General features: G+C 65.3%; 21 protein-coding genes, 1 pseudogene and 2 riboswitches. Of the genes and pseudogenes, 12 read left to right on the top strand and 10 right to left on the bottom strand.

The features are described from left to right. The first annotated feature begins 216 nt into the window (after positions 1-216). Positions 217-699: a hypothetical protein gene (locus AC1D2F_RS22375; protein ID WP_229992010.1), complete on the top strand. Its 483-nt coding sequence runs from the start codon at positions 217-219 to the stop codon at positions 697-699. A 47-nt stretch (positions 700-746) separates the two neighbouring features. On the opposite strand, the gene AC1D2F_RS22370 is transcribed toward AC1D2F_RS22375, so the two are convergent. Continuing rightward, the gene (locus AC1D2F_RS22370) at positions 747-1,229 is read right to left on the bottom strand and encodes a sensor histidine kinase (protein ID WP_229992009.1); all 483 of its coding nucleotides are present in this window, start codon (positions 1,227-1,229) and stop codon (positions 747-749) included. Positions 1,230-1,301: 72 nt separating this feature from the next. Then, entirely contained in the window at positions 1,302-3,533 is a 2,232-nt protein-coding gene (locus AC1D2F_RS22365; RefSeq protein WP_229992008.1) for a hypothetical protein, read from the bottom strand. A gap of 512 nt (positions 3,534-4,045) precedes the next feature. On the opposite strand from AC1D2F_RS22365, the gene AC1D2F_RS22360 reads away from it, so the two are divergent. From AC1D2F_RS22360 to AC1D2F_RS22340, 5 genes are all read left to right on the top strand, one after another. Continuing rightward, positions 4,046-4,411, top strand: coding sequence for a hypothetical protein (locus AC1D2F_RS22360; RefSeq protein WP_229992006.1), 366 nt, complete (start codon positions 4,046-4,048; stop codon positions 4,409-4,411). Positions 4,412-4,640: 229 nt separating this feature from the next. Next, positions 4,641-5,129: a type II toxin-antitoxin system HicB family antitoxin gene (locus tag AC1D2F_RS22355; RefSeq protein ID WP_229992005.1), complete on the top strand. Its 489-nt coding sequence runs from the start codon at positions 4,641-4,643 to the stop codon at positions 5,127-5,129. An 87-nt stretch (positions 5,130-5,216) separates the two neighbouring features. Continuing rightward, positions 5,217-6,062, top strand: a complete 846-nt coding sequence (locus tag AC1D2F_RS22350) for a DUF4097 family beta strand repeat-containing protein (protein ID WP_229992003.1) — start codon at positions 5,217-5,219, stop codon at positions 6,060-6,062. 32 nt (positions 6,063-6,094) lie between these two features. Then, entirely contained in the window at positions 6,095-7,039 is a 945-nt protein-coding gene (locus AC1D2F_RS22345) for an ATP-binding cassette domain-containing protein (RefSeq protein WP_229992002.1), read from the top strand. Beyond that, positions 7,036-7,872, top strand: a complete 837-nt coding sequence (locus AC1D2F_RS22340) for an ABC transporter permease (RefSeq protein ID WP_229992001.1) — start codon at positions 7,036-7,038, stop codon at positions 7,870-7,872. The genes AC1D2F_RS22345 and AC1D2F_RS22340 overlap by 4 nt, the downstream gene beginning before the upstream one ends. 111 nt (positions 7,873-7,983) lie before the next feature. Here AC1D2F_RS22340 and AC1D2F_RS22335 read toward each other — a convergent pair whose 3' ends face one another. The 6 genes from AC1D2F_RS22335 to AC1D2F_RS22310 form a co-directional block, all read right to left on the bottom strand. Then, on the bottom strand, positions 7,984-9,084 hold the full coding sequence (locus AC1D2F_RS22335) for a hypothetical protein (protein ID WP_364746299.1): 1,101 nt from the start codon (positions 9,082-9,084) through the stop codon (positions 7,984-7,986). A gap of 269 nt (positions 9,085-9,353) precedes the next feature. Beyond that, positions 9,354-9,932: a GNAT family N-acetyltransferase gene (locus tag AC1D2F_RS22330; RefSeq protein ID WP_364746296.1), complete on the bottom strand. Its 579-nt coding sequence runs from the start codon at positions 9,930-9,932 to the stop codon at positions 9,354-9,356. Positions 9,933-10,064: 132 nt separating this feature from the next. Beyond that, entirely contained in the window at positions 10,065-10,445 is a 381-nt protein-coding gene (locus tag AC1D2F_RS22325) for a hypothetical protein (RefSeq protein WP_364746293.1), read from the bottom strand. A 6-nt stretch (positions 10,446-10,451) separates the two neighbouring features. Beyond that, on the bottom strand, positions 10,452-10,772 hold the full coding sequence (locus AC1D2F_RS22320) for a hypothetical protein (protein ID WP_229991997.1): 321 nt from the start codon (positions 10,770-10,772) through the stop codon (positions 10,452-10,454). 44 nt (positions 10,773-10,816) lie between these two features. Further along, positions 10,817-12,115, bottom strand: coding sequence for a Y-family DNA polymerase (locus tag AC1D2F_RS22315; protein WP_476967740.1), 1,299 nt, complete (start codon positions 12,113-12,115; stop codon positions 10,817-10,819). Positions 12,116-12,123: 8 nt separating this feature from the next. Next, on the bottom strand, positions 12,124-12,555 hold the full coding sequence (locus AC1D2F_RS22310) for a LexA family protein (protein WP_476967739.1): 432 nt from the start codon (positions 12,553-12,555) through the stop codon (positions 12,124-12,126). Positions 12,556-12,710: 155 nt separating this feature from the next. Between AC1D2F_RS22310 and AC1D2F_RS22305 the strand changes: the two are divergent. Beyond that, positions 12,711-12,800: pseudogene (locus AC1D2F_RS22305) on the top strand (phage tail protein); the annotation flags it as partial. A 123-nt stretch (positions 12,801-12,923) separates the two neighbouring features. Continuing rightward, the gene (locus AC1D2F_RS22300) at positions 12,924-14,381 is read left to right on the top strand and encodes an FAD-dependent monooxygenase (protein ID WP_476967738.1); all 1,458 of its coding nucleotides are present in this window, start codon (positions 12,924-12,926) and stop codon (positions 14,379-14,381) included. A 79-nt stretch (positions 14,382-14,460) separates the two neighbouring features. On the opposite strand, the gene AC1D2F_RS22295 is transcribed toward AC1D2F_RS22300, so the two are convergent. Both AC1D2F_RS22295 and AC1D2F_RS22290 read right to left on the bottom strand, forming a co-directional pair. Continuing rightward, positions 14,461-15,027 carry a hypothetical protein gene (locus tag AC1D2F_RS22295; protein WP_476967737.1) on the bottom strand — a complete coding sequence of 189 codons (567 nt, stop codon included), beginning with the start codon at positions 15,025-15,027 and terminating at the stop codon, positions 14,461-14,463. 152 nt (positions 15,028-15,179) lie between these two features. Next, positions 15,180-15,698: a GNAT family N-acetyltransferase gene (locus AC1D2F_RS22290; RefSeq protein ID WP_476967736.1), complete on the bottom strand. Its 519-nt coding sequence runs from the start codon at positions 15,696-15,698 to the stop codon at positions 15,180-15,182. A 253-nt stretch (positions 15,699-15,951) separates the two neighbouring features. Continuing rightward, positions 15,952-16,049, top strand: a riboswitch (glycine riboswitch). Between the two features lies 1 nt (position 16,050). Continuing rightward, positions 16,051-16,158, top strand: a riboswitch (glycine riboswitch). 52 nt (positions 16,159-16,210) lie between these two features. Here AC1D2F_RS22290 and gcvP point away from each other — a divergent pair. From gcvP to AC1D2F_RS22270, 4 genes are all read left to right on the top strand, one after another. Next, positions 16,211-19,078 (top strand): aminomethyl-transferring glycine dehydrogenase, encoded by a 2,868-nt coding sequence (gcvP, locus tag AC1D2F_RS22285; protein ID WP_476967735.1) that lies wholly within the window; start codon positions 16,211-16,213, stop codon positions 19,076-19,078. Positions 19,079-19,090: 12 nt separating this feature from the next. Continuing rightward, positions 19,091-20,239: a glycine cleavage system aminomethyltransferase GcvT gene (gene gcvT / locus AC1D2F_RS22280; RefSeq protein ID WP_364746271.1), complete on the top strand. Its 1,149-nt coding sequence runs from the start codon at positions 19,091-19,093 to the stop codon at positions 20,237-20,239. A gap of 252 nt (positions 20,240-20,491) precedes the next feature. Then, complete coding sequence (gene gcvH / locus AC1D2F_RS22275; RefSeq protein ID WP_364746274.1) at positions 20,492-20,875, top strand: glycine cleavage system protein GcvH; 384 nt, start codon at positions 20,492-20,494, stop codon at positions 20,873-20,875. Beyond that, positions 20,872-21,413, top strand: a 542-nt coding sequence (locus AC1D2F_RS22270) for a PLP-dependent aminotransferase family protein (protein ID WP_476967734.1), incomplete at its 3' end; no start/stop codon positions are given. The genes gcvH and AC1D2F_RS22270, both read left to right, overlap by 4 nt.

The raw sequence follows: 21,413 nt of genomic DNA, 5'->3' as shown, positions 1-21,413 counted from the left end.
GGCCCACGACGTGGTCCACCGACCCTCTGCGACGTCATGCGCCGCGCCGGGTGTGCCCTCTGGCATGACGATAGCAGGCGGCGCACCGCCCTCGTTGCCCCGGAGCAACAATTCACCTGCCGTTCACGTCGTCCCGTCTGGTCCGCCGGGAGGGGACTGTTTCGATGGCGCCGGCCGCCGTAGGCTATGGGCATCCATCACACCGAGGAGGCACTCATGCGCACGGCACATCCCACAGTGCAGGCCGATCAGGTACGGCATCTTTCAGAGAACCTCATTTCTCAGCTCACGAAGGGGAGAGAATGGGCCACTCCCGGGGTCGAGGCGGCATTGCAAAAGGCGATCGCGGGGCTCGATACCGGGATTGAATCCGCGTCCCCGAGGATCCAGGCCGGTCTGCGGCGGCTCGCTGACGAGCTCGCCGGCGGAGTGGAAACTCTGGCTCCCCGTGTCCACGAGGGTCTGAAGCGGGTCGCACCTAATGTTGCCCCGGCACCCGCCCAGGCTAAATCGCGGCGGACAGCGTCCGGGAAAGCCTGGTTGATCGCCGGGGCGGTGGCTGTCGCGGTGACCGCGGGACTCGCGGCCTGGCACTTTTTTGGGCCGGCCGATGAGGAGCCGGTGCCATCCGTGAATGCGCAGCGTACCAGCGGCGCGAACCCCGACGCGGATGCCGGTCCCGCAGAGACCCGGACCTGAAGCAATCAGGACTCCGGGCGGGCCACGGCTGGCAAGGGGGCCGACGCTCAGTCCAGGGGCAGCGTTATCGTCACACAGGTTCCTGCGGCGGCGGATGAATCGATGATCACCTCTCCGCCAGCAAGGCCCACGGCCACGCGCATGAGGCGCAGTCCCATGCCCGTGTGCCGGCCAATCATGGCTGCCGGCACGTCGAAACCACCGCCGTCGTCGGTCACTTTCAGCTGAACGCCGTGGCTCATGCCGTGGGTGACGCAACCGAGCCGGACCGTCACCGTTGATGCTTGCGCGAATTTATAGACATTGCTGAGGAGCTCCTGCGCCGCCCGGTACAGAAGAGTTGCGGACTGTCGGTCTACTTCCATCCGGTGGCGCGGAGTCTCCAGATGCACCACGATGCCGCGTTTGCGGAGGGGAAGGGTCAGGCGGTCAATTGCGCCGGTTAGCCCAAGAGCATGGAAATCGACCGGGTGTGTATCAGTAAGGACGCCACGTACAGCGACGACGTCATCGCTTAGTAGTGATTTCATGTTCTTACTGTGCGCCCGCGTCGTTGGCATTTTCCGGAGCCGCGCCGAGGGCAGCGTGAGGTCCCGCAGTCGTCAGCTTTGTGTGCGGTGATTCATCCGGGTGACTGACGATTTGATGGAAGCTGAAATCCGATCCTCCATTGCGCGAACGCCGCCTACCGCCGCCGGACCCATCTGTTGCCTGGCCCGGTTCACCGCGTCGCGGACTTCGCGACGCACTACCCGTTCATTCTGGCTCGACGACTTTTCTCTCGTTTCCCTTGCTAGATCGAGCAGAGCGTGCGGAGCGTAGTGATTGACGCTCATGTCCGTGAGGAGGGGTAACTGCACTCGCAGATCCTGCTCGATGGCAGTGCGAAGGGGACCCAGTCGAAGCAATTGAGTGAGGAAATCCGGACTCAATACCGGCGACGGCGGCGCCTGGGGGCCAAGGCGTTCCCGTAGGTGGTCCTTCATTTTCATTGCTGTTCCATCGAACGTCAGCCACCATGCAAGGTAGCCCATGGGTGATGGTCCAATCGTCCGTCGATACTCGATGACGCCGACTGAGTTTTCAACGTCGTGGGCAACCAGGCGGGACCGCGTCCCTCGGTCGGCTCCGTAGTCACCTCGTTGACGCCTTCTCTCGTGAGTCTCATTCCATAGTTCCTGGACTACGCCCCTAAGTTCCATCGATGCGGCATCAGAGTACTCCAGGAGATTTTTGGTCTCGATAGAGAATTCGTCGGCAAGGTAGTCGCTGACGTCCTGCAACGGCTGTTCGCGTCCACAGATGTCCCTTTGCCAGTCCAAGAATTCATTCTCTGGCCGGCCCGAGAGCACGAAGGCCGAGTAGAGGAAGGGGACTCTTCCGGTCCAAGTCGTCGTTCTGTTGTGGCCATACGCAACGGCCAGGTTGAGGTGTCTTTCAACTTCTTCCACGACTCCTTCCGTTACGAATAGGAGCAACCCGGCGTCTACCGCTGCTCGCATCAGAACCGTAAAGTGGCGCTCCTCCGGATCGTCTACCAGGCTCTCTCCGATAAGCGGCAGGATCGCGGTGGTGTCCATCCATATGTCGCCTTCACTGAAGACGTTAAGCATGACTTTCTGGACGTCCGGGGTCTGTTTCAGGAACGCGAAAAGAGTGTATGCATCAGCCAGCCGCCGAAGATGGGACTGCGTTTGAGGCGAAGGTTGCTCCAATACATGCATAATGGCCGCGGCCGCGGCATCAGAACTGAGCCCGCTGATGCCGCCATTTGCTGTAATTCTGTCTGCTATGGCGACAGGGCTGAGTTGGAACGGTTCTCCTGTTTCCACGGCTTCGGCAAAAGACTCACCTCGTTCCAAAAGTGTTTCTTCCAACACCGTTCGTAGTTGCCGGGAAATCTCCGTCAACTGTGTTTCGTTCAGTGCCTTCGGTGCTTCGAGGGCTCGAACCGCCACAGTGAGTTTCGCATCCAGAACAGCTTCATCAAGAAGGAACGTGGCTGTCTGATCATTTATCCTCTTGGCCTCCTCAAAACTGAGATGGTAAGTGTCCTCAGATCCGGAAGCTGATTTGTGCTGTTTGACGGGCCCCTTCCGGGACAGGCGGTTCAATGCGCTCAGGGTCAGGGCATCGACCTGCCCTCGCTTCCCCACGGGCATGCGCAGGGCGACGCCGTCCTGGATTTCGCTCAGGCTGAGCCTGCTATCTGTGCTCGAATCGTGAAGCGCCGCCAAGACCAATGAATCGAAGCAGCTCTTGGTAAGACTCTGATCGGTTGCCTGATCCACGCCGTCGAGTGCCAAGTGCAGCACCGCGACCTTGCTCTCATCCGCGGTCAAGGTCGATATTCTGTCGATGACCCCTCGTTTGGACAGAAGCGGATCGACAAATCTCTTGGCCAGCTCTTCACTTGCCACTCGTCGTTGAGGATAGGACTCCTCACGCTCCACAAACCACGACCGGTCCCGGATATCTACGGTTATGTTCCGGTCACGGCGAGACTCTTCCCTGAGTTCATCAGCAGCCGGACCAATCACCTGGTTGGTCACGTAGATCATGGTACTGACCGAAGGGAGATTCCTCTTGAGCGTGTCCAACGTGCTCGCAATTTTCGTCTTCCAACTCGCAGTGACAGAGTACTGAAATGCGACTTTTGGCACACCGTCAACCGTGAATATTTCGGCGTCTCTGCCCTTGTCTCCGTTCGGTGCTGCCATCGTCCGCAGGGCGGGATATTCGACGGCTAAGAACTCCGACGCGAACTGTTCAAATACCTCCCAATCTCCAGGGCCAATACGTTCCAGGGCGAGGGACAATCGCGGGTTCGGCATGATCGAATCATAACCACCACAATCATTCCTTGAGCAGAGCGGCTGGGTTCGAAGACGACAACTCTTCCGCTCCGCGCTCCGCAATGAGCCGAGTCAGAATCCCCGTGGCGGTTTTGCGCTGCTTCCGCGGCGCCGTCGTGTCCTCGATGACTATTGCCTCTAACGCCGCCAGGCGCGTGGTGCTACCCGCTGGTTCGGCTACAGGAAGCCGCCGAAATAGATAATCCCTGCTTACGTAAACGCGCACCCCCGGTTGGCTGTTTTGGTCAAAACTTCCCCTCGGAATCACCTGTCACAGGCGTCGTTGACTTTCATGTCTCCTGCGAGGACGATGTCGAGTGTAAGTCGATGATGGGGGGAATAACTCCGAGTCTGACCTGCCGAGAATACGCATGTTTGTCGATTATTCCCGCGCTAGATTTTGACTCTGCAGTGGAATATCGCTATTCGCGAAGCTCATGCTTCTGCATCTGTTTAATCAACTCCGAATCTGGGGATCAACGGAGAGAAAAATGTCTAAAATTACTTTTAAGCCGGTTGCAGACGCACCCGGGGTTTTTATATCTGAACCTACAGAATCCTGCCAGGGATATCGATTTCGTGCAATGGTGCACGGTCAAACAGCACTATTAACAGCAGACGGAAAGACGCCGGATCTCGTGGTCTCAAGGACGAAGAACCCTGGGTTTGACGTACTTGCGTTCAGTCTGTCAGGCATATGGGACGCGGCCGAGGACCTGGCCAGCCGCGCTTGGGACAAAATTAGCGATGTTCTGACTGATGACGGCGGCGGCGGTGCTCGCATACCAGTGAGCTCGGACGAAGCCGAAATCGTCACGACGACCCGGGCACCGGCACCGTTTAGTCCGCAAATCTAGACGCTCCGATTCAGTCACGTTTGGACCTGAGAAAAAGGACCGGGTGCAGGCCGCTAGCCGTGGCCTGCACTTGGCCAAACTGGGACCTGGAAAATCACCCAGGCGCGGGCATCGCTGGCAAAGTACACGCAGAACCGCACGGTCCATCGCTTCGAAACCCAGCCGCCTCACCGAACCAATGACACCACGATGCCTTGACGTGACACCACTATGGTGTCACTATGGTGGCATGGAACTTGGACAGTACGTCAGCGACCTGCAGCGCCAGCTAGTGGATACCGCGGAGAACGGCACGGAGGACACTCGCGCCGTCGCGGAGCGGCTCGCCGCCGGACTGGATGCCGCGGTGCGGCTCGTGCTACTCGACGTCCTGTCGGCCGCGGCCGGCGAGATCACCCGCGACCTCGCACCCGGATCGGTTGACATGCGGCTGCGCGGACGCGACATCGAGTTCGTAGTTACCCCGCCGAACGCCGAGCCCGACAGTGACGAGCGGCCCGCCGCAACCGTCGACCTCGAGGACGCGAGCACCTCGCGCACCACGCTCCGCCTGCCGGATGCCCTCAAGGCGCGGGTGGACGAGGCGGCGGCGGCTGACGGCATGTCCGTCAACACCTGGCTGGTCCGTGCGATTGCGGCCGCTATCCAACCGAAGCAACGACGATCCACGCAGCGCACGCTGCGCACCGGCGACAACTTTGCGGGCTGGGCGCGCTAACCCGCTCAACCACCCACCTTCACCATTTCCCGGCCACGCGGACCCGCGGGGCCATATCAACACGCGTAGAGAAAGGGAGGCGTCAGTATGCCCACCTACAACACCCCCGGCCCAATCGACCTCGCCATCAACCTGCAGGTCGGCGCAATCGATGTCTTCGCCAGCGACCGCGCCGACACGGTGGTGACCGTGTTGCCGACGAACCCCGAGAAGGCGGTCGACCGCCGAGGCGCGGAGGAGACCAGGGTCGACGTCGATGGCCAGCGGCTCACCATCACGGGCCCGCGGCCCCGCCTCAGCTGGATCGGCCCATCCGAGTCGGTCGATGTGAAAGTCGAGCTGCCGACGGGGTCGCGGCTCGCCGCCGAGATCGCGGTCGGCGGCCTGCGTACCGTCGGCCGCCTCGGCGCCACCCGGATCAAGAGCTCGCTTGGCCCCGTGGATGTCGACACCACCGGCGACCTGTGGCTGCGCGCCTCGCACGGCAACGCGACCGTGGGCACCGCAGAAGGCGGGGTCGAGATCACGGCCGACCACGGTCAGATCCGGATCGGCACGGTCACCGGCGACGCGATCCTCAAGGCCTCGCATGGCACCATCCAGGTCGGGGATTCCGGCGGCGACCTCGACGCGAAGCTCTCCTACGGCGACCTCGAGATCCCAAGGGCACGCGGCTCCGTTACGGCGAAGACCGCTTACGGCAGCATCCAGCTGGGAGAGGTCTCAAGCGGTTCCATCCAAGTCGAAAGCGGCTTCGGCCAGGTCACCATCGGCGTGCGGCCCGGCGTTCCCGCCTGGCTCGACCTGTCCTCGAAGGCAGGGCACGTGCGCAACGAGCTCGACGGCGACGGCGCCCCCGACGCGTCGGAACAGACGGTCGAAATACGTGCACGCACGCAGCACGGCAACATCAGCATCCATCGCGCGCGGTGAATCCGGGCACCCAACAGAAGGGAACGACACTCATGAACACGCCAGCGATCGCAGTCCACGGGCTGCGGAAGTCCTACGGCGGAAAGGTGGTGCTCGACAACGTCGACCTCACCGTCAACGCCGGCACCGTCACCGCGCTGCTCGGCCCGAACGGCGCCGGGAAGACGACCACTGTGCACATCCTGTCCACGCTCGTGCGGCCCGACGGCGGCACAGCGTTCGTCAACGGATGCGACGTCGTGCGCGACCACGACGGCGTGCGCGCCGCGATCGGCCTCACCGGCCAGTTCTCCGCGGTGGACAAACTGCTCACCGGCGAGGAGAACCTCCTGCTGATGGCGCGGCTGCGCCACCTTGGGGCGAAGCGCTCGAAGACCCGGGTGGTCGAGCTGCTCGAGCAGTTCGACCTCGTCGACGCCGCCCGCAAGCCGCTCGCCACCTACTCCGGCGGGATGCAGCGCCGCCTCGACCTCGCGATGACCCTCGTCGCGACACCGAGCGTGATCTTCCTCGACGAGCCCACCACCGGCCTGGACCCGCGCAGCCGCCACACCATGTGGGACATCGTGCGCAGCCTCGTCGCGGACGGCACCACCGTCCTACTCACCACCCAGTACCTCGACGAAGCGGACGAACTCGCGGACCGCATTGCGGTGCTCGACGGCGGCCGCATCGTCGCCGAGGGGACGCCGGACGAGCTCAAGCGCCTGGTGCCCGGCGGGCACATCCGGCTCCGGTTCGCGGATGCCGCGGCGCTCGACACCGCCTCCCGCCTGCTTGACGAGTCCGATCGCGACGACGCCGGGCTCGCGCTCACCGTGCCGAGCGACGGCGGGGTCGGCGCGCTGCGCACCGTGCTGGACCGCCTCGATGCGGCCGACGTCGAGGTCGACGACCTCAGCATCCACACCCCGGACCTCGATGACGTGTTCTTCGCGCTCACCGGCCGGGCCGACCTGAAGGGAACAGCATCATGACCACCATCACCGCCCAGCGCAAGACGGCCCCGGGCACCAGCCGACAATCGCACGTCGTCGCCGACTCGATCACGATGCTGCACCGCAACCTGCTGCACATGGTGCGCTACCCGGGCCTGTCGGTGTTCACCATCGTGGGGCCGGTCGTGATCCTGCTGTTCTTCGTGTTCGTGTTCGGCGGCACACTCGGTGCCGGCCTGCCCGGGGCGGATCCGGCCGGCGGGCGGGAAGCGTACGTCGCGTACATCATGCCGGGCATCCTGCTGCTGACCATCGCGGGCAGCGCCGGCGGCACCGCGACGACGGTCGCGATGGACATGACCGAGGGCATCACGGCGCGGTTCCGCACGATGGCGATCTCGCGGGCTGCGGTGCTCGCCGGGCACGTGCTCGGCAACACCATCCAGGCGATCATCGCCGTCGCGCTCGTGCTCGGCGTCGGACTGCTGATCGGCTTCCGCCCGACGGCCGGAGCGGTCGAGTGGTTCGCCGCCGCCGGTCTGCTGGTGCTGATCGCGTACGCGATCAGCTGGCTCGGCGTCGCCATGGGCATGCAGGCGAAGTCGGTCGAGACAGCCAGCAATTGGCCCCTCGTGCTGACCTTCCTGCCGTTCCTCAGCAGCGGTTTCGTGCCGACCGAGTCGATGCCGGAGTGGCTGCAGTGGTTCGCGCAGTACCAGCCGTTCACGCCGTTCATCGAGGCCATCCGCGGGCTGCTGCTCGGCACCCCGCTCGGTTGGAGCCCGGCGCTCGCGGTCGGATGGTGCGTGGTGATCGTGGTCGCCGGGTACGCCTGGTCGATGGCGATCTACGAGCGGAAGTCGGTGCGCTGAGCCCAGGTCCCACCGGATTACAGCCGGCGGCCGCGAGTCCATCGCGGCCGCCGGTTCTGTTCACACGTGGAGGCCGGCAGCTTGTTGCGGCGTCAAGGGAGCTGATGGAAGCTATGCCTTTGTGGTCTGATAATGCTTTGCCCGTTCGTCGAGAACGGCGGTTGCCATGACTAGGCGCCCGGGTAGCGGAACCAATGCCTCACGGAGCCAGAGCGCGTCCATGTAGGCATGGAACCGGTCTGGATTGACATGTAGTTCCTCGGCTACGGCCAACACCTGATTGTGAGCCGTAAGGTAACGTGCCGACGACATGCGGTTCCGTCGCCGGTGCAGCTCCAAGCGCACGTCCATATTGGCCAGATCGAGGGCCGCCTCGGCTTGGGCTCCTTTGTCAAGATCCAGCAATCCGAGCGGGGACCGGCCGTCGACTGCGATGATCTGCTTGCCGTGCAGGTCTCCATGGGACCACACCAGCGGATCCGGGGCCGACCGAAGCAAATTCGTCGTCACATCCTCTGCCGCGGCCCGCAGGGCACTTCCTTGAGGCGACATTTCCGGCACGTTTTCGAAGTGGCGCAGCCAGCGGTTCACGGATCGCCACAGATCCGCTGCTTTCACCTCTGCTGAGCGGAGCGGCAGGCTGTTCAGAACGCTGCGTGCGGCGCTGCCGTGCGGGGCGCTCAGCTGAGCGACCCACGAGCGCGACCATTTCTCCCATGCCCACGCGAACGATTCGTCGCTGGCCGTGGAGTCGTTCTCGCCCAACTCGTTCAGGGTCGGTCCCGGGACGGTGCTGAAAACGATGACATCATCGGAGCTGCGAAGGATCCTGGGGGTCGTGAAGGTACCGGCGGCGTCCAGGAGAATGTCCACGTGTGCGCAGCGTTCGGCGGATGCGATGGCCTGCCCTGGCCGGAAGATCTTGATGTAACGGCCCTCCGCCCGGACCACCGCCCGTCTGTGGGGCCGATACGCGATGAGTTCGCCTTGCTGCGCTTCCGCCCGCAAAGCGGGCAGTTCAGGATCGTCCAGCGGCACGAGTTCAAAGCGCCCGTGGCGCAGATAGGCTCCACGGAGGGCGGGGGTCCGGCCCTGGCTGAGGACCTCCAGCACGTAGTCTCCTGGTCTCTTATCGAACCAGGCCCGGCAGACGCACCAGGTTGTGCCCGTAGCTTCGTCGGCGTATTGCGGGGCGGGCAGGTACCAACTCATGGGATCAGCTCCAGCGGTGGAAGTGCCACTTGAGATTGTCAGCTTGAACTAAGACCATGAAGTCCAGATGAAGGGCGCATTAAGGAACCCTCATGTAGGGCCGCCGTCGGATCGCCCTGGCCGCGCCGCAGCCGTACCCGACCTCGCGGCCCTCGCCGCTGCGACGTTTGCGCTGGTCCGGCCTTGTGGAATCTCCTCAGAGTCGATCGCGGACCTCGCTGCGGTGCACCTCAGCAATGTCTTACGTGCGGCCGGCTGATACCGGAGGGTCACTGGGGACGAAGGCGGGAATCGTCAGCCTCCCATTCATCTCGGGTGATCGCGTACTCGACGTAGCCGTGCTCTTCTCCCGGAACGGACCCCGGCCAGTCGCCGACGAAAGCCCGCACGAGGCGCATCCCGGATTTCTCCATCACCCTTCGGGAGGCCGTGTTGGCTGCCATGGCCGAGGCTACAACCCGTTGCACCCCGAACTCGGTGAAGCCTTTAGCGATCAGCGCCCGCGATCCCTCTGTCGCGTGGCCCTTTCCCCAGGCCGCGCGGCGCAGCCGGTAGCCCAGTTCCGGCTGATCTTGTGGATCGTCGGGGCTTGGCCGGAAGTGGAACCAGCCAAGGAATTCCCCGGTCGTCTTCTCGAGCGCGGCCCAGAACCCGTAGCCGGGAAAGCGCCGGTAGTAGTCGAGGAAGGCCGGGAGGAAGTCGCCTTCTATTTCGCCCCGGGAGGTGGGGATACCGCCGGTGATGTACCGCATCACGCCCGGATCGCTGTCCAGTTCCACGAGTAGCTCCGCATCGTCGGCGGTGAACTGCCGGAGCAGAAGGCGTTCCGTCTCCAGAAAGGTGAGCATGCAGACATTCTCGCACCGGGGGAAGATCCGCCACGCCGGTCGGGGCGGTCGGGGCAGTTCTTCTCTGGGACATCACCACCGATACCGGGAACTACACCGTCTGGGATTCCCGGCAGTGCGGTCAAGAGCCATCTAGCGCCACCCGTAGGATTCCAACGTGCGAAGCAGAGGGGCACGGCTGTTCTTCAGCAGGTCGACGGGGCGGGAGCCGGCAAGGTCCCGGGACGGAGTGACCATCCAGACCGTGAAGTAGTTGTGCGGGATCTGCAGCTCCAGCGCACGCTGAAAGAGCTCAACGACCGGCGGGCGGAGCTGGCCGCCGGGGAGGAACTGGAATCCGGGGCAGAAGGTGCCGTCGTCGATGAAGACCCGGACCAGCTGCTGCATCACCGGCTCCGGGTCTTCCATGAGCTCGGAGAGGCGGCGGCGGACCTGGTCCAGGGCCGGCAGCGTGAATTCTTTTCTGATCCCCTCCCATGTTTGATCGCTGATTCGTTGACAGTTAGTTGGCACTGTTGCCTAGCTGCCGTCACTGACGTGTTCCAGGAACCACCCGGGGGAGGGCTGTTCACGGCGCAGAGTGACGGTCCGCAGCGGGGAGTTGGAGCCGAGGCGGACCTGCACGCGCCAGTATTCGACGCTGACCAGGCCGCCGCTGCCCACGGCGGCAGTGCGCCCGGTGTCCTGCCGGGAGTCGCTTTCGAACCAGTGCTGGGACTCCGTGCCGGGATCGACAACCCAGATCCGTCCGTCGTGCCGGATGGCAAGGGGTTTGCCCGCCGGGTCGGTGCGGACCTGCAGGTCGTGGGTCTGGGTGGGGGCAACGGGCGCGAGGGTCATGTGGGTGTTCTTTCGTGGTGCGGCGGTGCGGGCGTGTGTTGGGTTCAGGCGGCTTTGACGAGGGGGAGTTCGTCCCAGTGGGTGGTGTAGCGGGGGGAGAGCAGGTCCCGTTTCATGGTCCAGTCCGGCCCGCCCCGGATTCCGGCGTGGCCGAGGCCGATGGAGCCGCGGCCGTACCGGCGGGTCACATCTTCCAGGAGGGTTCCGACGCGGCGTTCCTCGTGCGGGTTTTCGAACAGGGCCAGGGGTGCCTGGTCGCCGGTGGGCCGCAGGTCGGTGACCATGATGCCGGCCCTGGCGTACCTGATCCCCTCGTGGATGTGGGGGAGGAGCGCGTGGGCAGCCCCTGTCAGCAGGACCGGGTCCGCGGTGGGCATCGGCAGCGGCACGCAGACCGAGGGGTAGGAGGTGTCTCTCGGGTTGAAGTGTGAGGTGCCGGCGAACGCGGTGAGGACTTTGGCCTGCAGTCCGTGTTTGGCCAGCCGCGCCGAGGCCTGTTGGCCGTAGACGGAGAGGACCTGCCGCAGCCCTGCCGCGGTGGTGATGGGGGTGGCGAAGGAACGGGAGAAGATGAGCTGGTCCCGCCCGATCCGTTCTTCCTCCATCGGGATGCACGCGGTGCCCTGCAGTTCCAGGACGGTGCGCATCATGACCACGGAGAACCGGTCCCTGACCATGACCGGGTCGGCCCGGGACAGATCCAGGATGGACTGGATGCCCAGGGCGTTGAGCCGTTTGGTCAGCCGCGTGGCGACACCCCAGATCTCAATCACGGACAGGCGGCGCATCAGTGATTCCCTGTCTGCGGCGGCCACGGAGTCCCAGTGGCAGACGCCGGCGAAGGCCGGGTTGTTCTTGGCCCATTTGTTGGCCAGTTTCGCCAGGGTCTTGGTCCCGGCGATCCCGACGCAGACCGGTACCCCGACGTTGCGGCGCACGGCGGTCTTCATGGTCCGGCCGAGAGCCAGGAGTTCCTCCGGGGTGCCTTTGACGCCGAGGAAGGCCTCGTCGATGCTGTAGACCTCCAGCCAGGCGGAGTACCGGCCGAGCAGTTCCATGACCCGGGCGCTGATGTCCCCGTAGAGCTCATAGTTGCTGGAGAGGGCAACGAGTCCCCACTCTCTGGCCCGCGGGGCGAGTTTGAACCATGGCTCGCCCAGCGCGATGCCGAGGGCCTTGGCTTCCGCGGACCGGGTGACGGCGCAACCGTCGTTGTTGGAGAGGACGACGACGGGACGGCCCTCCAGGGACGGGTCGAACGCCCGCTCGGCCGACGCATAGAAGCAGTTCACATCCACGTGCGCGATCTGCGGCATCCGCCGCATCGTGGCCGGTTTAGACATGGCTGGCCTCAGACATGGTGCAGGCACCGGGTCGCGACGCCCCAGATGACCAGATCCGAGACCGACGGGACCCGGATATCCGGGTACGCCGGGTTCTCCGCCTGCAGCACGACGCCGGTGGCCGCGATCCGCAGCCGCTTGATGGTCAGCTCCCCGTCCAGGACAGCGATGACCACGGACCCGTCTTTGGGTTCCAGGGCCCGGTTCACGATCAGTTCATCGCCGTCGCTGATGCCGGCGCCCTCCATCGAGTCCCCGGACACCCGCACGACGTACGTGCTGGTGATGTCCTTGATCAGGTGCTCGTTCAGGTCAATCCGGCCATCAAAGTAGTCCTGCGCCGGCGACGGATACCCGGCCGCAACAGGGACCGGAGAGATCAGCACCGACAACAACGACATGCCCGCATCTATCACACGGGGACCGACAACAACGCCCACAACACACCTTTATTCGAATATATGTTCGATACATTCAGTGTAGCCGGACGGGCCGACAAAAGACCGATCGACTGTTCTGGCCGGCTTATTGAGGTGCCGAATCGAAGAGGCATTTCTACTATCGTTGGTCCCAGCACATCTGACCTGGAGGGCGCATGCCGTACATCGCTGACTTCGAGAGCGTTTCTACTGTCGGCTTGGAATGCTCTCCGGTCGCCGAGGCGCTGGCCGGGTTGCGCGCCAACGGGCGCTATCCGCGGCTCCTACTTCGTGATTAAGGGTGAGTACTGACCAGTTGACGTTCCGTGCCGGCGTCGGGCTCAGGCCGGCATCGCCGTGCTTGTCGGCTTGGAGAGGTGGGGATTGTGATGGTGGATGTGATCGTTGCCGGAGGCGGTCCGACTGGGATGATGCTGGCCGGTGAGCTGACGCTGGCGGGGGTGGATGCGGCGATTGTGGAGCGCCGCTCGACGCCGGAGCTGGTGGGCTCGCGTGCGGGCGGGTTCCACTCGCGGACGATCGAAATCCTCGATCAGCGCGGGATTGCCGACCGGTTCCTCGCCGAGGGCAAGCCCGTCCAGGCGGCGTTCTTCGGGAAAACAACCCTGGACGTGAGCGACTTTCCTACACGGCACCCTTACACGCTCGGCCTGTGGCAGAACCATATTGAGCGGATCCTGGCTGGCTGGATCGAGGAGCTGGGTGTGCCGGTCCATCGGGGGCTCGAGGTCGCCGGCTTTACCCAGGACGACAGCGGGGTCGACGTGCATCTCGCCGGCGGCGGGCCGATGCGCGCGCTGTACCTGGTTGGTGCCGACGGCGGGCGAAGTGCTGTCCGCAAGGCAGCCGGCATCGAGTTCCCCGGCTGGGATGCGACGAGGAGCAGCCTGATCGCCGAAGTGGAGGTGACAGAGGAGACGCCGGCAGGCATCCGCATCGACGAGGTGGGGATCCACGGGCTGCACCTTATGGAGGACGGACGAACCACGCGGGTGGTGGTGACCGAGAAGCAGCTTGGACCGGCTGCCGAGCCCACCCTGGCTGACCTCCGCAAGGCGCTGACCGAGGTCTATGACACGGATTTCGGGGTGCACACTCCGACGTGGATCTCGCGGTTCACCGACGCCACGCGGCAGGCCGCGGCCTACCGCAGCGGCCGCGTGCTGCTGGCCGGGGATGCCGCGCACATCCATGCTCCTTCGGGCGGGCAGGGGATCGGGCTCGGCATCCAGGACGCCGTGAACCTCGGCTGGAAACTCGCCCAGGTGGTCAAGGGTATTGCGCCGGACCGCCTGCTGGACACCTATCACGCCGAGCGGCACCCCGCCGGGGCCCGTGCGCTGAAGCACACGATGGCGCAGTCAATCATGCAGAGGGCCGACCCGCGCATCGGTGCGTTGGCCGACACGGTGGCCGGCCTGCTGACGATCGATGAGGCCCGGAAGCGGCTGGGCGGCCTCATCTCCGGCCTGGACGTCCGCTACGACCTCGGTGAGGGGCACCCGCTGCTCGGGCGCCGCATGCCCGATCTCGACGTCGTCACCGCCAACGGCCCGCGGCGCGTGTTCACCTTCCTGCACGATGCCCGTGCGGTGCTGCTCAACCTCGGCGCGCCGGGCAGCATCGACCCGGGGCCGTGGATGGATCGGGTGCAGTTGGTGGACGCCACGTACGACGGCGGGTGGGAGCTTCCGGTGATCGGTTCAGTCAATGCTCCTGCGGCCGTGTTGATCCGGCCGGACGGGCATGTGGCGTGGACGGGAGACGGGACTCGGCGGGGGCTGGAGGATGCGCTGGCCAGCTGGTTCGGGCCTGCGCGGCATTAACGTCCCAACGGTGGCCGTGACCGACGCGTATTTCCGTGCCGGTCCCCTTAGCAGGAGAGGTAGCCCGGCCTCTGCGGGTCTACAGTGCGTTTTCTCGTAGCGCCCTGCTGTAGTGCTCAGGGGTATTCCTGGTTGCGGCCGACACAACGAGGTGCCGCCGGCTCAGCCGGTGTGCGAAGTACCCCTCGTACGGCAGCACGATGACGGTGTCGATTCCGCTTTCCCATGCCGGGATGAGTTCTTGGAGACTTCGGGGTTCGGCATCGTGGGGAAATTTCGGGATCAGGCTTCGGTCCCAGGCTTGATAAGCCTCGCGGTCCAGACCTTCCCATTCATACCGTTGAGTCCAAAAGGGTGGGATCAAAGGATTCAACCCCTGACTGGCGTCCCCGGACTCGCGCAATTCCGCGGGCGTGGGATGGTGCGTTGGATCATCGATCGGGTACCAGCTCCAGGCCTGGTCCCATGACGTTTTCCAGCGCTTCTCCCACGTGGAGGCATCAGCCGATTCCGGCATCCGGGAATGACCACAGTCTGGTACGGGGCTTAGGGGCGGGATGTTGAGGTCGCCGGCCAGGGACCATGCCTGCCGGACAAACAGAAGGAGAGTCAGGTGGTGTGGATCGTCATTGACGCTGATCACCATGTCATGCGGCCACGGACTTTCCGGTTGCGGCGTGCCCCATTGCATTTTCGTTACCCCCAGTTCGAAGACAGCCCCCGGGGCCGAATTGCGTTCAGCGTCGCACCGACTTCACGCTCTGTAAACGGAGATCAGTTCGTTCGGGGCGTGCCCGGTCAGACGGTGTCGACCCAGTAGCGGCGTTTGCCGTTGCGGGTGTCCTCGTAGGCGCCGCCGTTCTTTTCGATGGTCGCCCGGGAGCCTGCATTATCCTCATCGCATGTGAGAAGAACCCGGGGGATTCCCAGTTCACGGGCAATCGGCAAGGCATCAGCCAGCGCCCTCGCTGCGTGGCCGCGACGCCTGGCGGAGGGCCTCACGCTGTAGCCGATGTGCCCGCCTTCGTTGAAGAGGAAGTCGTTCAGTTCGTGCCTGATGGCCAGTGAGCCAAGGAACGTGTCACCTTCCATGACCCACAAGTACGTGCAGGGCACATATCCTGGCTTCCGCGGGCTCTCCGGCCGAGCGTCATTGATGAGGGCGTCGACAAAGCGGCGGAACGACTGGGCATCTTTGAGTTCTTCCAGGGACCAGTCCTCCGCGCCCCCGCCGTCCCGGTGGGCGCCGTCAAATTCTGCGGATCCTTCCAGCCAGGAGGAGTGGTAGCTTGCGTCCGGAGCGATAAGGAGAGGCATCACGCGATCATATTCGAAGGGTTCGCGTTTCCCGTGGTGTCGGTCCGGGTGTGTAGGGTGCTGCCAGCGTCAGCGGACGGCAGGTCGTAGTAGCCCAACGGCCCGGGGGATGGACTTGTTCCTTGGCTGGCATTCGACGGCGGGGAGGCACCCCCGTGGTGCAGGAATCAGCGACTCAATTGAAATTAATTTTGCATCCTGCCCGGGAACCAGATAAATTGTGAGCTGTGTCACCGACCAGTGGCACGGCTTATGATCTGCGGCGGGAGAGTCCTGCCGGTACGTTCAGCAGGCGCCGTAGGAGCAAATCCTCCCCAGGAATCTCTCAGGCCCACGTACCGCCGCGGCAAGGCAACTCTGGAAAGCAGTCCGGGCAACCGGGCTCACCGACGGTGCAAGTGGCGCGCTGCAATCAGCAGGGCAAAACGGAAACTCTCAGGTCCAATACAGAGCGGGGAGGAACCCGAATCATCGTGGCGTTTTGATGCCACCTGAATTATGGAGTTCCTCTCATGACGGTTCAATCGTCCCCGTCCACCTTCGCAGATCGCCACATCGGCGCCCGCCGCCAGGCCGACATCGACACCATGCTCAAGGCCGTCGGCTACGACAGCGTTGATGGCCTCGTTGACAACGCGGTCCCCGATTCCATTCGCCAGGAAAAGCCCCTCACGCTGGACAGCGCCCTCAGCGAAGTCCAGGTGCTGGCCGAGCTGCGCAAGCTCGCCTCCAAGAACAAGACGGCCGTGCAGATGATCGGCCAGGGCTACTACGACACCGTCACCCCGCCGGTGATCCGCCGCAACATCCTCGAAGCCCCGGCCTGGTACACCGCGTACACGCCCTACCAGCCGGAGATCTCCCAGGGCCGCCTCGAGGCGCTGCTGAACTTCCAGACCATGGTCCAGGACCTCACCGCGCTCCCGGTCGCCAATGCGTCGCTCCTCGACGAGGCCACCGCCGTCGCCGAGGCCGTGCTCCTCATGCGCCGCGCCAACAAGAACAAGTCCGCGGCCGGGGCCAAGACCGTCCTCGACGCCGACTGCCTCCCGCAGACCATCGCCATTGTGCTGGGCCGCGCCGAAGCCCTGGGCTTCGAGGTGGAGGTCGCCGACCTCTCCAAGGGCCTGCCCGCCGGCGAGATCAACGGCGTCGTCCTGCAGCAGCCCGGCGTCTCCGGCCGGGTGTGGGACCAGTCCGGGGTGATCGCCGAGGCCAAGGAACGCGGCGCGCTGGTCACTGTGGCAGCGGACCTCCTGGCCCTGACCCTGATCACCCCTCCGGGCGAGCAGGGTGCTGACATCGCCGTCGGCTCCACCCAGCGCCTGGGCGTGCCGCTGTTCTTCGGCGGCCCGCACGCCGCCTACATGGCGGTGCGCGAGGGCATGGAACGCACGCTCCCCGGCCGCATCGTCGGCGTCTCCAAAGACAACGCCGGCGTGCCGGCGTACCGCCTGGCCCTGCAGACCCGCGAGCAGCACATCCGCCGCGAGAAGGCCACGTCCAACATCTGCACCGCGCAGGCACTGCTGGCCATCGTGTCCTCGTTCTACGCCGTCTACCACGGCCCCGACGGGCTGAAAGCCATCGCCGAGACCGTCCACAACAACACCCGCGCCCTCGCCGCCACGCTGAAGATCGCCGGCCGCGAACTGGCGAGCGACTCCTTCTTCGACACCCTCACGGTCCGCGTGCCCGGCAAGGCCGCCAAGGTCATCGCCGCCGCCGGGGCCCGGGGCATCAACCTGCGGCTCATCGACGCGGACACAGTTGGCGTGTCCGTCGATGAAACCACGACGCCGGAGGTCCTCGCCGCGGTCGTCGTCGCCTTTGGCGCCGGTCCGGTCCTGGAGGCCAAGGGCTTCGAGCTGCCCGAGACAGTGCTGCGCACCTCCGACTTCCTGCAGCACCCGGTCTTCAACACGCACCGTTCCGAAACCCAGCTGCTGCGCTACATCCGCCGCCTCTCGGACCGCGACCTCGCCCTGGACCGCACCATGATCCCGCTGGGCTCGTGCACCATGAAGCTGAACGCCACGGCCGAGATGGAAGCCATCTCCTGGCCGGAGTTCGCCTCCATCCACCCCTTCGCCCCGGACTCCCAGACCGAGGGCTGGCGCGAGCTCATCAGCGGCCTCGAAGCTGACCTCGCCGAGATCACGGGCTACGACCAGGTCTCCATCCAGCCCAACGCCGGATCCCAGGGCGAGCTCGCCGGCCTGCTGGCCATCCGCGGCTACCACCACTCCCGCGGAGACGAGCAGCGCAACGTCTGCCTCATCCCGGCCTCGGCYCACGGCACCAACGCCGCCTCCGCCGTGCTCGCCGGCATGAAGGTGGTCGTCGTGGCCACGGCTTCGGACGGCACGATCGACCACACGGACCTCGCCGCCAAGATCGAGGCCAACAAGGACGTCCTCTCGGCGATCATGATCACCTACCCGTCCACCCACGGGGTCTACGACGCCGACGTCCGCGAGGTCTGCGACTCCGTGCATGCGGCCGGTGGGCAGGTCTACATCGACGGCGCCAACCTCAACGCCCTCGTGGGGCTGGCCCAGCCGGGCATGTTCGGCGGCGACGTCTCGCACCTGAACCTGCACAAGACCTTCTGCATCCCGCACGGCGGCGGCGGACCCGGCGTCGGCCCGGTTGCTGCCAAGGCCCACCTGGCACCGTTCATGCCCGGCGATGCCAACAACGCCGACCCGGCCGACGGCACCCCGATCTCCGCCTCCCGCTACGGCTCGGCCGGTGTGCTGCCGATCTCCTGGGCGTACGTGAAGCTGATGGGCGGCCGGGGCCTCACCGAGGCCACCAAGTCGGCCCTGCTCGCGGCGAACTACATCGCGGCCCGCCTGAACGACTCCTTCCCGGTGCTCTACACCGGCGAAGGCGGCCTCGTGGCCCACGAGTGCATCCTGGACCTGCGCGAACTCACGGCCAAGACCGGCGTGACCGCCGAGGACGTCGCCAAGCGCCTGATCGACTACGGCTTCCACGCTCCCACGCTCGCGTTCCCGGTTGCCGGCACCCTGATGGTGGAGCCCACCGAATCCGAGGACCTTGGCGAGATCGACCGGTTCATCACCGCCATGGTTGCCATCCGCGCAGAGATCGACCAGGTGGCCCACGGCGACTTCACCGTGGAGCACAGCCCGCTGCGCAACGCCCCGCACACCGCCGCAGCCGTCATCAGCACCGACTGGACCCGCGAGTACCCGCGTGAGCAGGCCGTCTTCCCGGTCCACACGCTCAAGCAGGACAAGTACTTCCCGCCGGTCGGCCGGATCGACGGCGCCGCGGGGGACCGCAACCTGATCTGCTCGTGCCCGCCCCTCGAAGCCTTCGAGGACCACTCCGACGACTCCGCCAACTAAGGACAGCCACCGATGACTGAGAATTACACGGCACTTTACGAAGAGCACAAGGAGCTCGGCGCCTCCTTCACGGACTTCGGCGGCTGGCAGATGCCGCTGAAGTACAGCTCCGAACTCGCCGAGCACCACGCCGTCCGCAAGTCTGCGGGCCTGTTCGACCTCTCCCACATGGGTGAAGTCTGGGTCACCGGCCCGGACGCCGCAGCCTTCCTGGACTACGCCCTCGTGGGCAAGATCTCCGCGATGGCCATTGGCAAGGCCAAGTACTCGCTGATCTGCAACGAGGACGGCGGCATCATTGACGACCTCATCACCTACCGCCGCGGCGACGAGAAGTTCCTGGTGGTCCCCAACGCGGGCAACGCCAAGGTTGTGGCCGCGGCCCTGGCCGAGCGCGCTGCTTCCGGCAACGAGGGGGGCTTCGACGTCACCGTCGAGGACGCCTCCGCCGTGACCTCGCTGATCGCCGTGCAGGGCCCCAAAGCCCAGGAGATCCTGCTGCGCCTGGTTCCGGCCGCGCAGCACGAACTCGTCACGGGCCTGAAGTACTACGCCGCCGTCGACGTCCCCTTTATGTTCGGCGGCGCCAGCCAGGAGCTCCTCCTGGCCCGCACCGGCTACACCGGTGAGGACGGCTTCGAGATCTTCGTCGCGAACGACGACGCCGCCGCCCTCTGGCAGGCGCTGGTCGCCATCGCCGAGGAAGGCGAGCTGACCCCCGCCGGGCTCGCGTCCCGCGATTCGCTCCGCCTCGAGGCCGGCATGCCGCTTTACGGCAACGAGCTCTCCCTCGAAGGCGATCCGTTCGCCGCCGGCCTGGGCCCCGTCGTCGCGCTGTCCAAGGAAGGCGACTTCATCGGCAAGGCCGCCCTGGCCGCCAAGAAGGAAGCCGGCGCGGGTGCCACGACGGGCCGCAAGCTCGTGGGACTCAAGGGCCTCGGACGCCGGGCCGGCCGCGGCCACTACCCGGTCCTCAAGGACGGCAACGTGGTGGGCGAAGTCACCTCGGGCCAGCCCAGCCCGAGCCTCGGCTACCCGGTCGCGATGGCCTACGTCGATATCGAATTCACCGAGCCCGGCACCGCCCTGGACATCGATCTCCGCGGCAAGGCCGAGCCCTTCGAAGTGGTCGCACTGCCTTTCTACAAGCGCCAAAAGTAGCCCAACTGGGCCGGTTCCGGCCTGGGCGCCTCAGCGGTGCCCGGCTCCGGGCTTGCGTTGGCCCGTCGGACCCAACATCCTCTGCGTGCTCGGGCGCATTCGCGACCGAGCACGCGTGGGCCCACACCATCAGGGTTCCCTGGCCGAGCTTGCGAGGTTAGGGAGATGGCGGGGAGGATGGCGAGTCCCGCCGCGCAACCCGGCCACAATTTGATTTAGCACCAAGACCACTCCAAGACTTRGGAAAAACACATGGCAAAAGTTGCCCCCGAACTGCAGTACTCCGACGAGCACGAGTGGGTTGCGCGTGAGGCCGGGAACGTCGTGTCCATCGGTATCTCCGCCGTGGCCACGGATGCCCTGGGCGACATCGTCTACGTGGACCTGCCCGAGGTCGGCTCCGCAGTGACTGCCGGGGAGACCTGCGGCGAGGTTGAGTCGACCAAGTCCGTCTCAGACCTGTATTCCCCCGTCACCGGCGAAGTCACCGAAATCAACCCCGCCGTCGTCGATGATCCCGCGCTGATCAACAGCGACCCGTACGGTGCCGGCTGGCTCGTCAAGGTCGCCGCCGAATCGGACGGTCCGCTCCTGTCGGCTGAAGAGTACGCGTCCAAGAACGGCGGCGAACTGTGAGCGGCGCCGCTGCCGCCGGCACCGTGACCGTCGCGTTTGAGCAGGTCGTCTCCGCGTCGCTGGACGCGGACCTGTCCGCGCTGGATCCGGAGATCGCTGTAAGGATCGACGCCGAACTGACCCGCCAGCGGGACGGGCTGGAGATGATCGCCTCGGAGAACCACACCGCGGTGGCCGTGATGCAGGCGCAGGGTTCGGTGCTGACCAACAAGTACGCCGAGGGCTACCCGGGCAAGCGCTACTACGGCGGCTGCGAGCACGTCGACGTTGTGGAGCAGTTGGCGATCGACCGGGTCAAGGCCCTTTTCGGTGCGGAATTCGCGAACGTGCAGCCGCACTCCGGGGCGCAGGCCAACGCCTCGGTGATGCATGCGCTGATCCGTCCGGGGGACACTATCATGGGCCTGAACCTGGCGCACGGCGGGCACCTGACGCACGGCATGCGGATCAACTTCTCCGGCCGGCTCTACAACGTCATCCCGTACCAGGTCCGCGAACAGGACCACCGGATCGACATGGCCGAGGTCGAGCGCCTGGC

The sequence above is a fragment of the Arthrobacter sp. P1_B3 genome (assembly GCF_056406615.1).
This window is presented reverse-complemented; position numbering and strand designations above follow the sequence as displayed.

What these genes read in the sequence shown, in the direction of transcription:
- gcvH (WP_364746274.1), top strand. Translation starts at nt 20,492, where the DNA reads ATGGCAAAAGTTGCCCCCGAACTGCAGTACTCCGACGAGCACGAGTGG.
- AC1D2F_RS22290 (WP_476967736.1), bottom strand. Translation starts at nt 15,698, where the DNA reads ATGCCTCTCCTTATCGCTCCGGACGCAAGCTACCACTCCTCCTGGCTG.
- AC1D2F_RS22355 (WP_229992005.1), top strand. Translation starts at nt 4,641, where the DNA reads ATGGAACTTGGACAGTACGTCAGCGACCTGCAGCGCCAGCTAGTGGAT.
- AC1D2F_RS22320 (WP_229991997.1), bottom strand. Translation starts at nt 10,772, where the DNA reads ATGACCCTCGCGCCCGTTGCCCCCACCCAGACCCACGACCTGCAGGTC.
- AC1D2F_RS22365 (WP_229992008.1), bottom strand. Translation starts at nt 3,533, where the DNA reads ATGCCGAACCCGCGATTGTCCCTCGCCCTGGAACGTATTGGCCCTGGA.
- AC1D2F_RS22330 (WP_364746296.1), bottom strand. Translation starts at nt 9,932, where the DNA reads ATGCTCACCTTTCTGGAGACGGAACGCCTTCTGCTCCGGCAGTTCACC.
- AC1D2F_RS22360 (WP_229992006.1), top strand. Translation starts at nt 4,046, where the DNA reads ATGTCTAAAATTACTTTTAAGCCGGTTGCAGACGCACCCGGGGTTTTT.
- AC1D2F_RS22345 (WP_229992002.1), top strand. Translation starts at nt 6,095, where the DNA reads ATGAACACGCCAGCGATCGCAGTCCACGGGCTGCGGAAGTCCTACGGC.
- AC1D2F_RS22300 (WP_476967738.1), top strand. Translation starts at nt 12,924, where the DNA reads ATGGTGGATGTGATCGTTGCCGGAGGCGGTCCGACTGGGATGATGCTG.
- AC1D2F_RS22340 (WP_229992001.1), top strand. Translation starts at nt 7,036, where the DNA reads ATGACCACCATCACCGCCCAGCGCAAGACGGCCCCGGGCACCAGCCGA.
- AC1D2F_RS22370 (WP_229992009.1), bottom strand. Translation starts at nt 1,229, where the DNA reads ATGAAATCACTACTAAGCGATGACGTCGTCGCTGTACGTGGCGTCCTT.
- AC1D2F_RS22350 (WP_229992003.1), top strand. Translation starts at nt 5,217, where the DNA reads ATGCCCACCTACAACACCCCCGGCCCAATCGACCTCGCCATCAACCTG.
- AC1D2F_RS22295 (WP_476967737.1), bottom strand. Translation starts at nt 15,027, where the DNA reads ATGGTGATCAGCGTCAATGACGATCCACACCACCTGACTCTCCTTCTG.
- AC1D2F_RS22315 (WP_476967740.1), bottom strand. Translation starts at nt 12,115, where the DNA reads ATGTCTAAACCGGCCACGATGCGGCGGATGCCGCAGATCGCGCACGTG.
- AC1D2F_RS22335 (WP_364746299.1), bottom strand. Translation starts at nt 9,084, where the DNA reads ATGAGTTGGTACCTGCCCGCCCCGCAATACGCCGACGAAGCTACGGGC.
- AC1D2F_RS22375 (WP_229992010.1), top strand. Translation starts at nt 217, where the DNA reads ATGCGCACGGCACATCCCACAGTGCAGGCCGATCAGGTACGGCATCTT.
- gcvT (WP_364746271.1), top strand. Translation starts at nt 19,091, where the DNA reads ATGACTGAGAATTACACGGCACTTTACGAAGAGCACAAGGAGCTCGGC.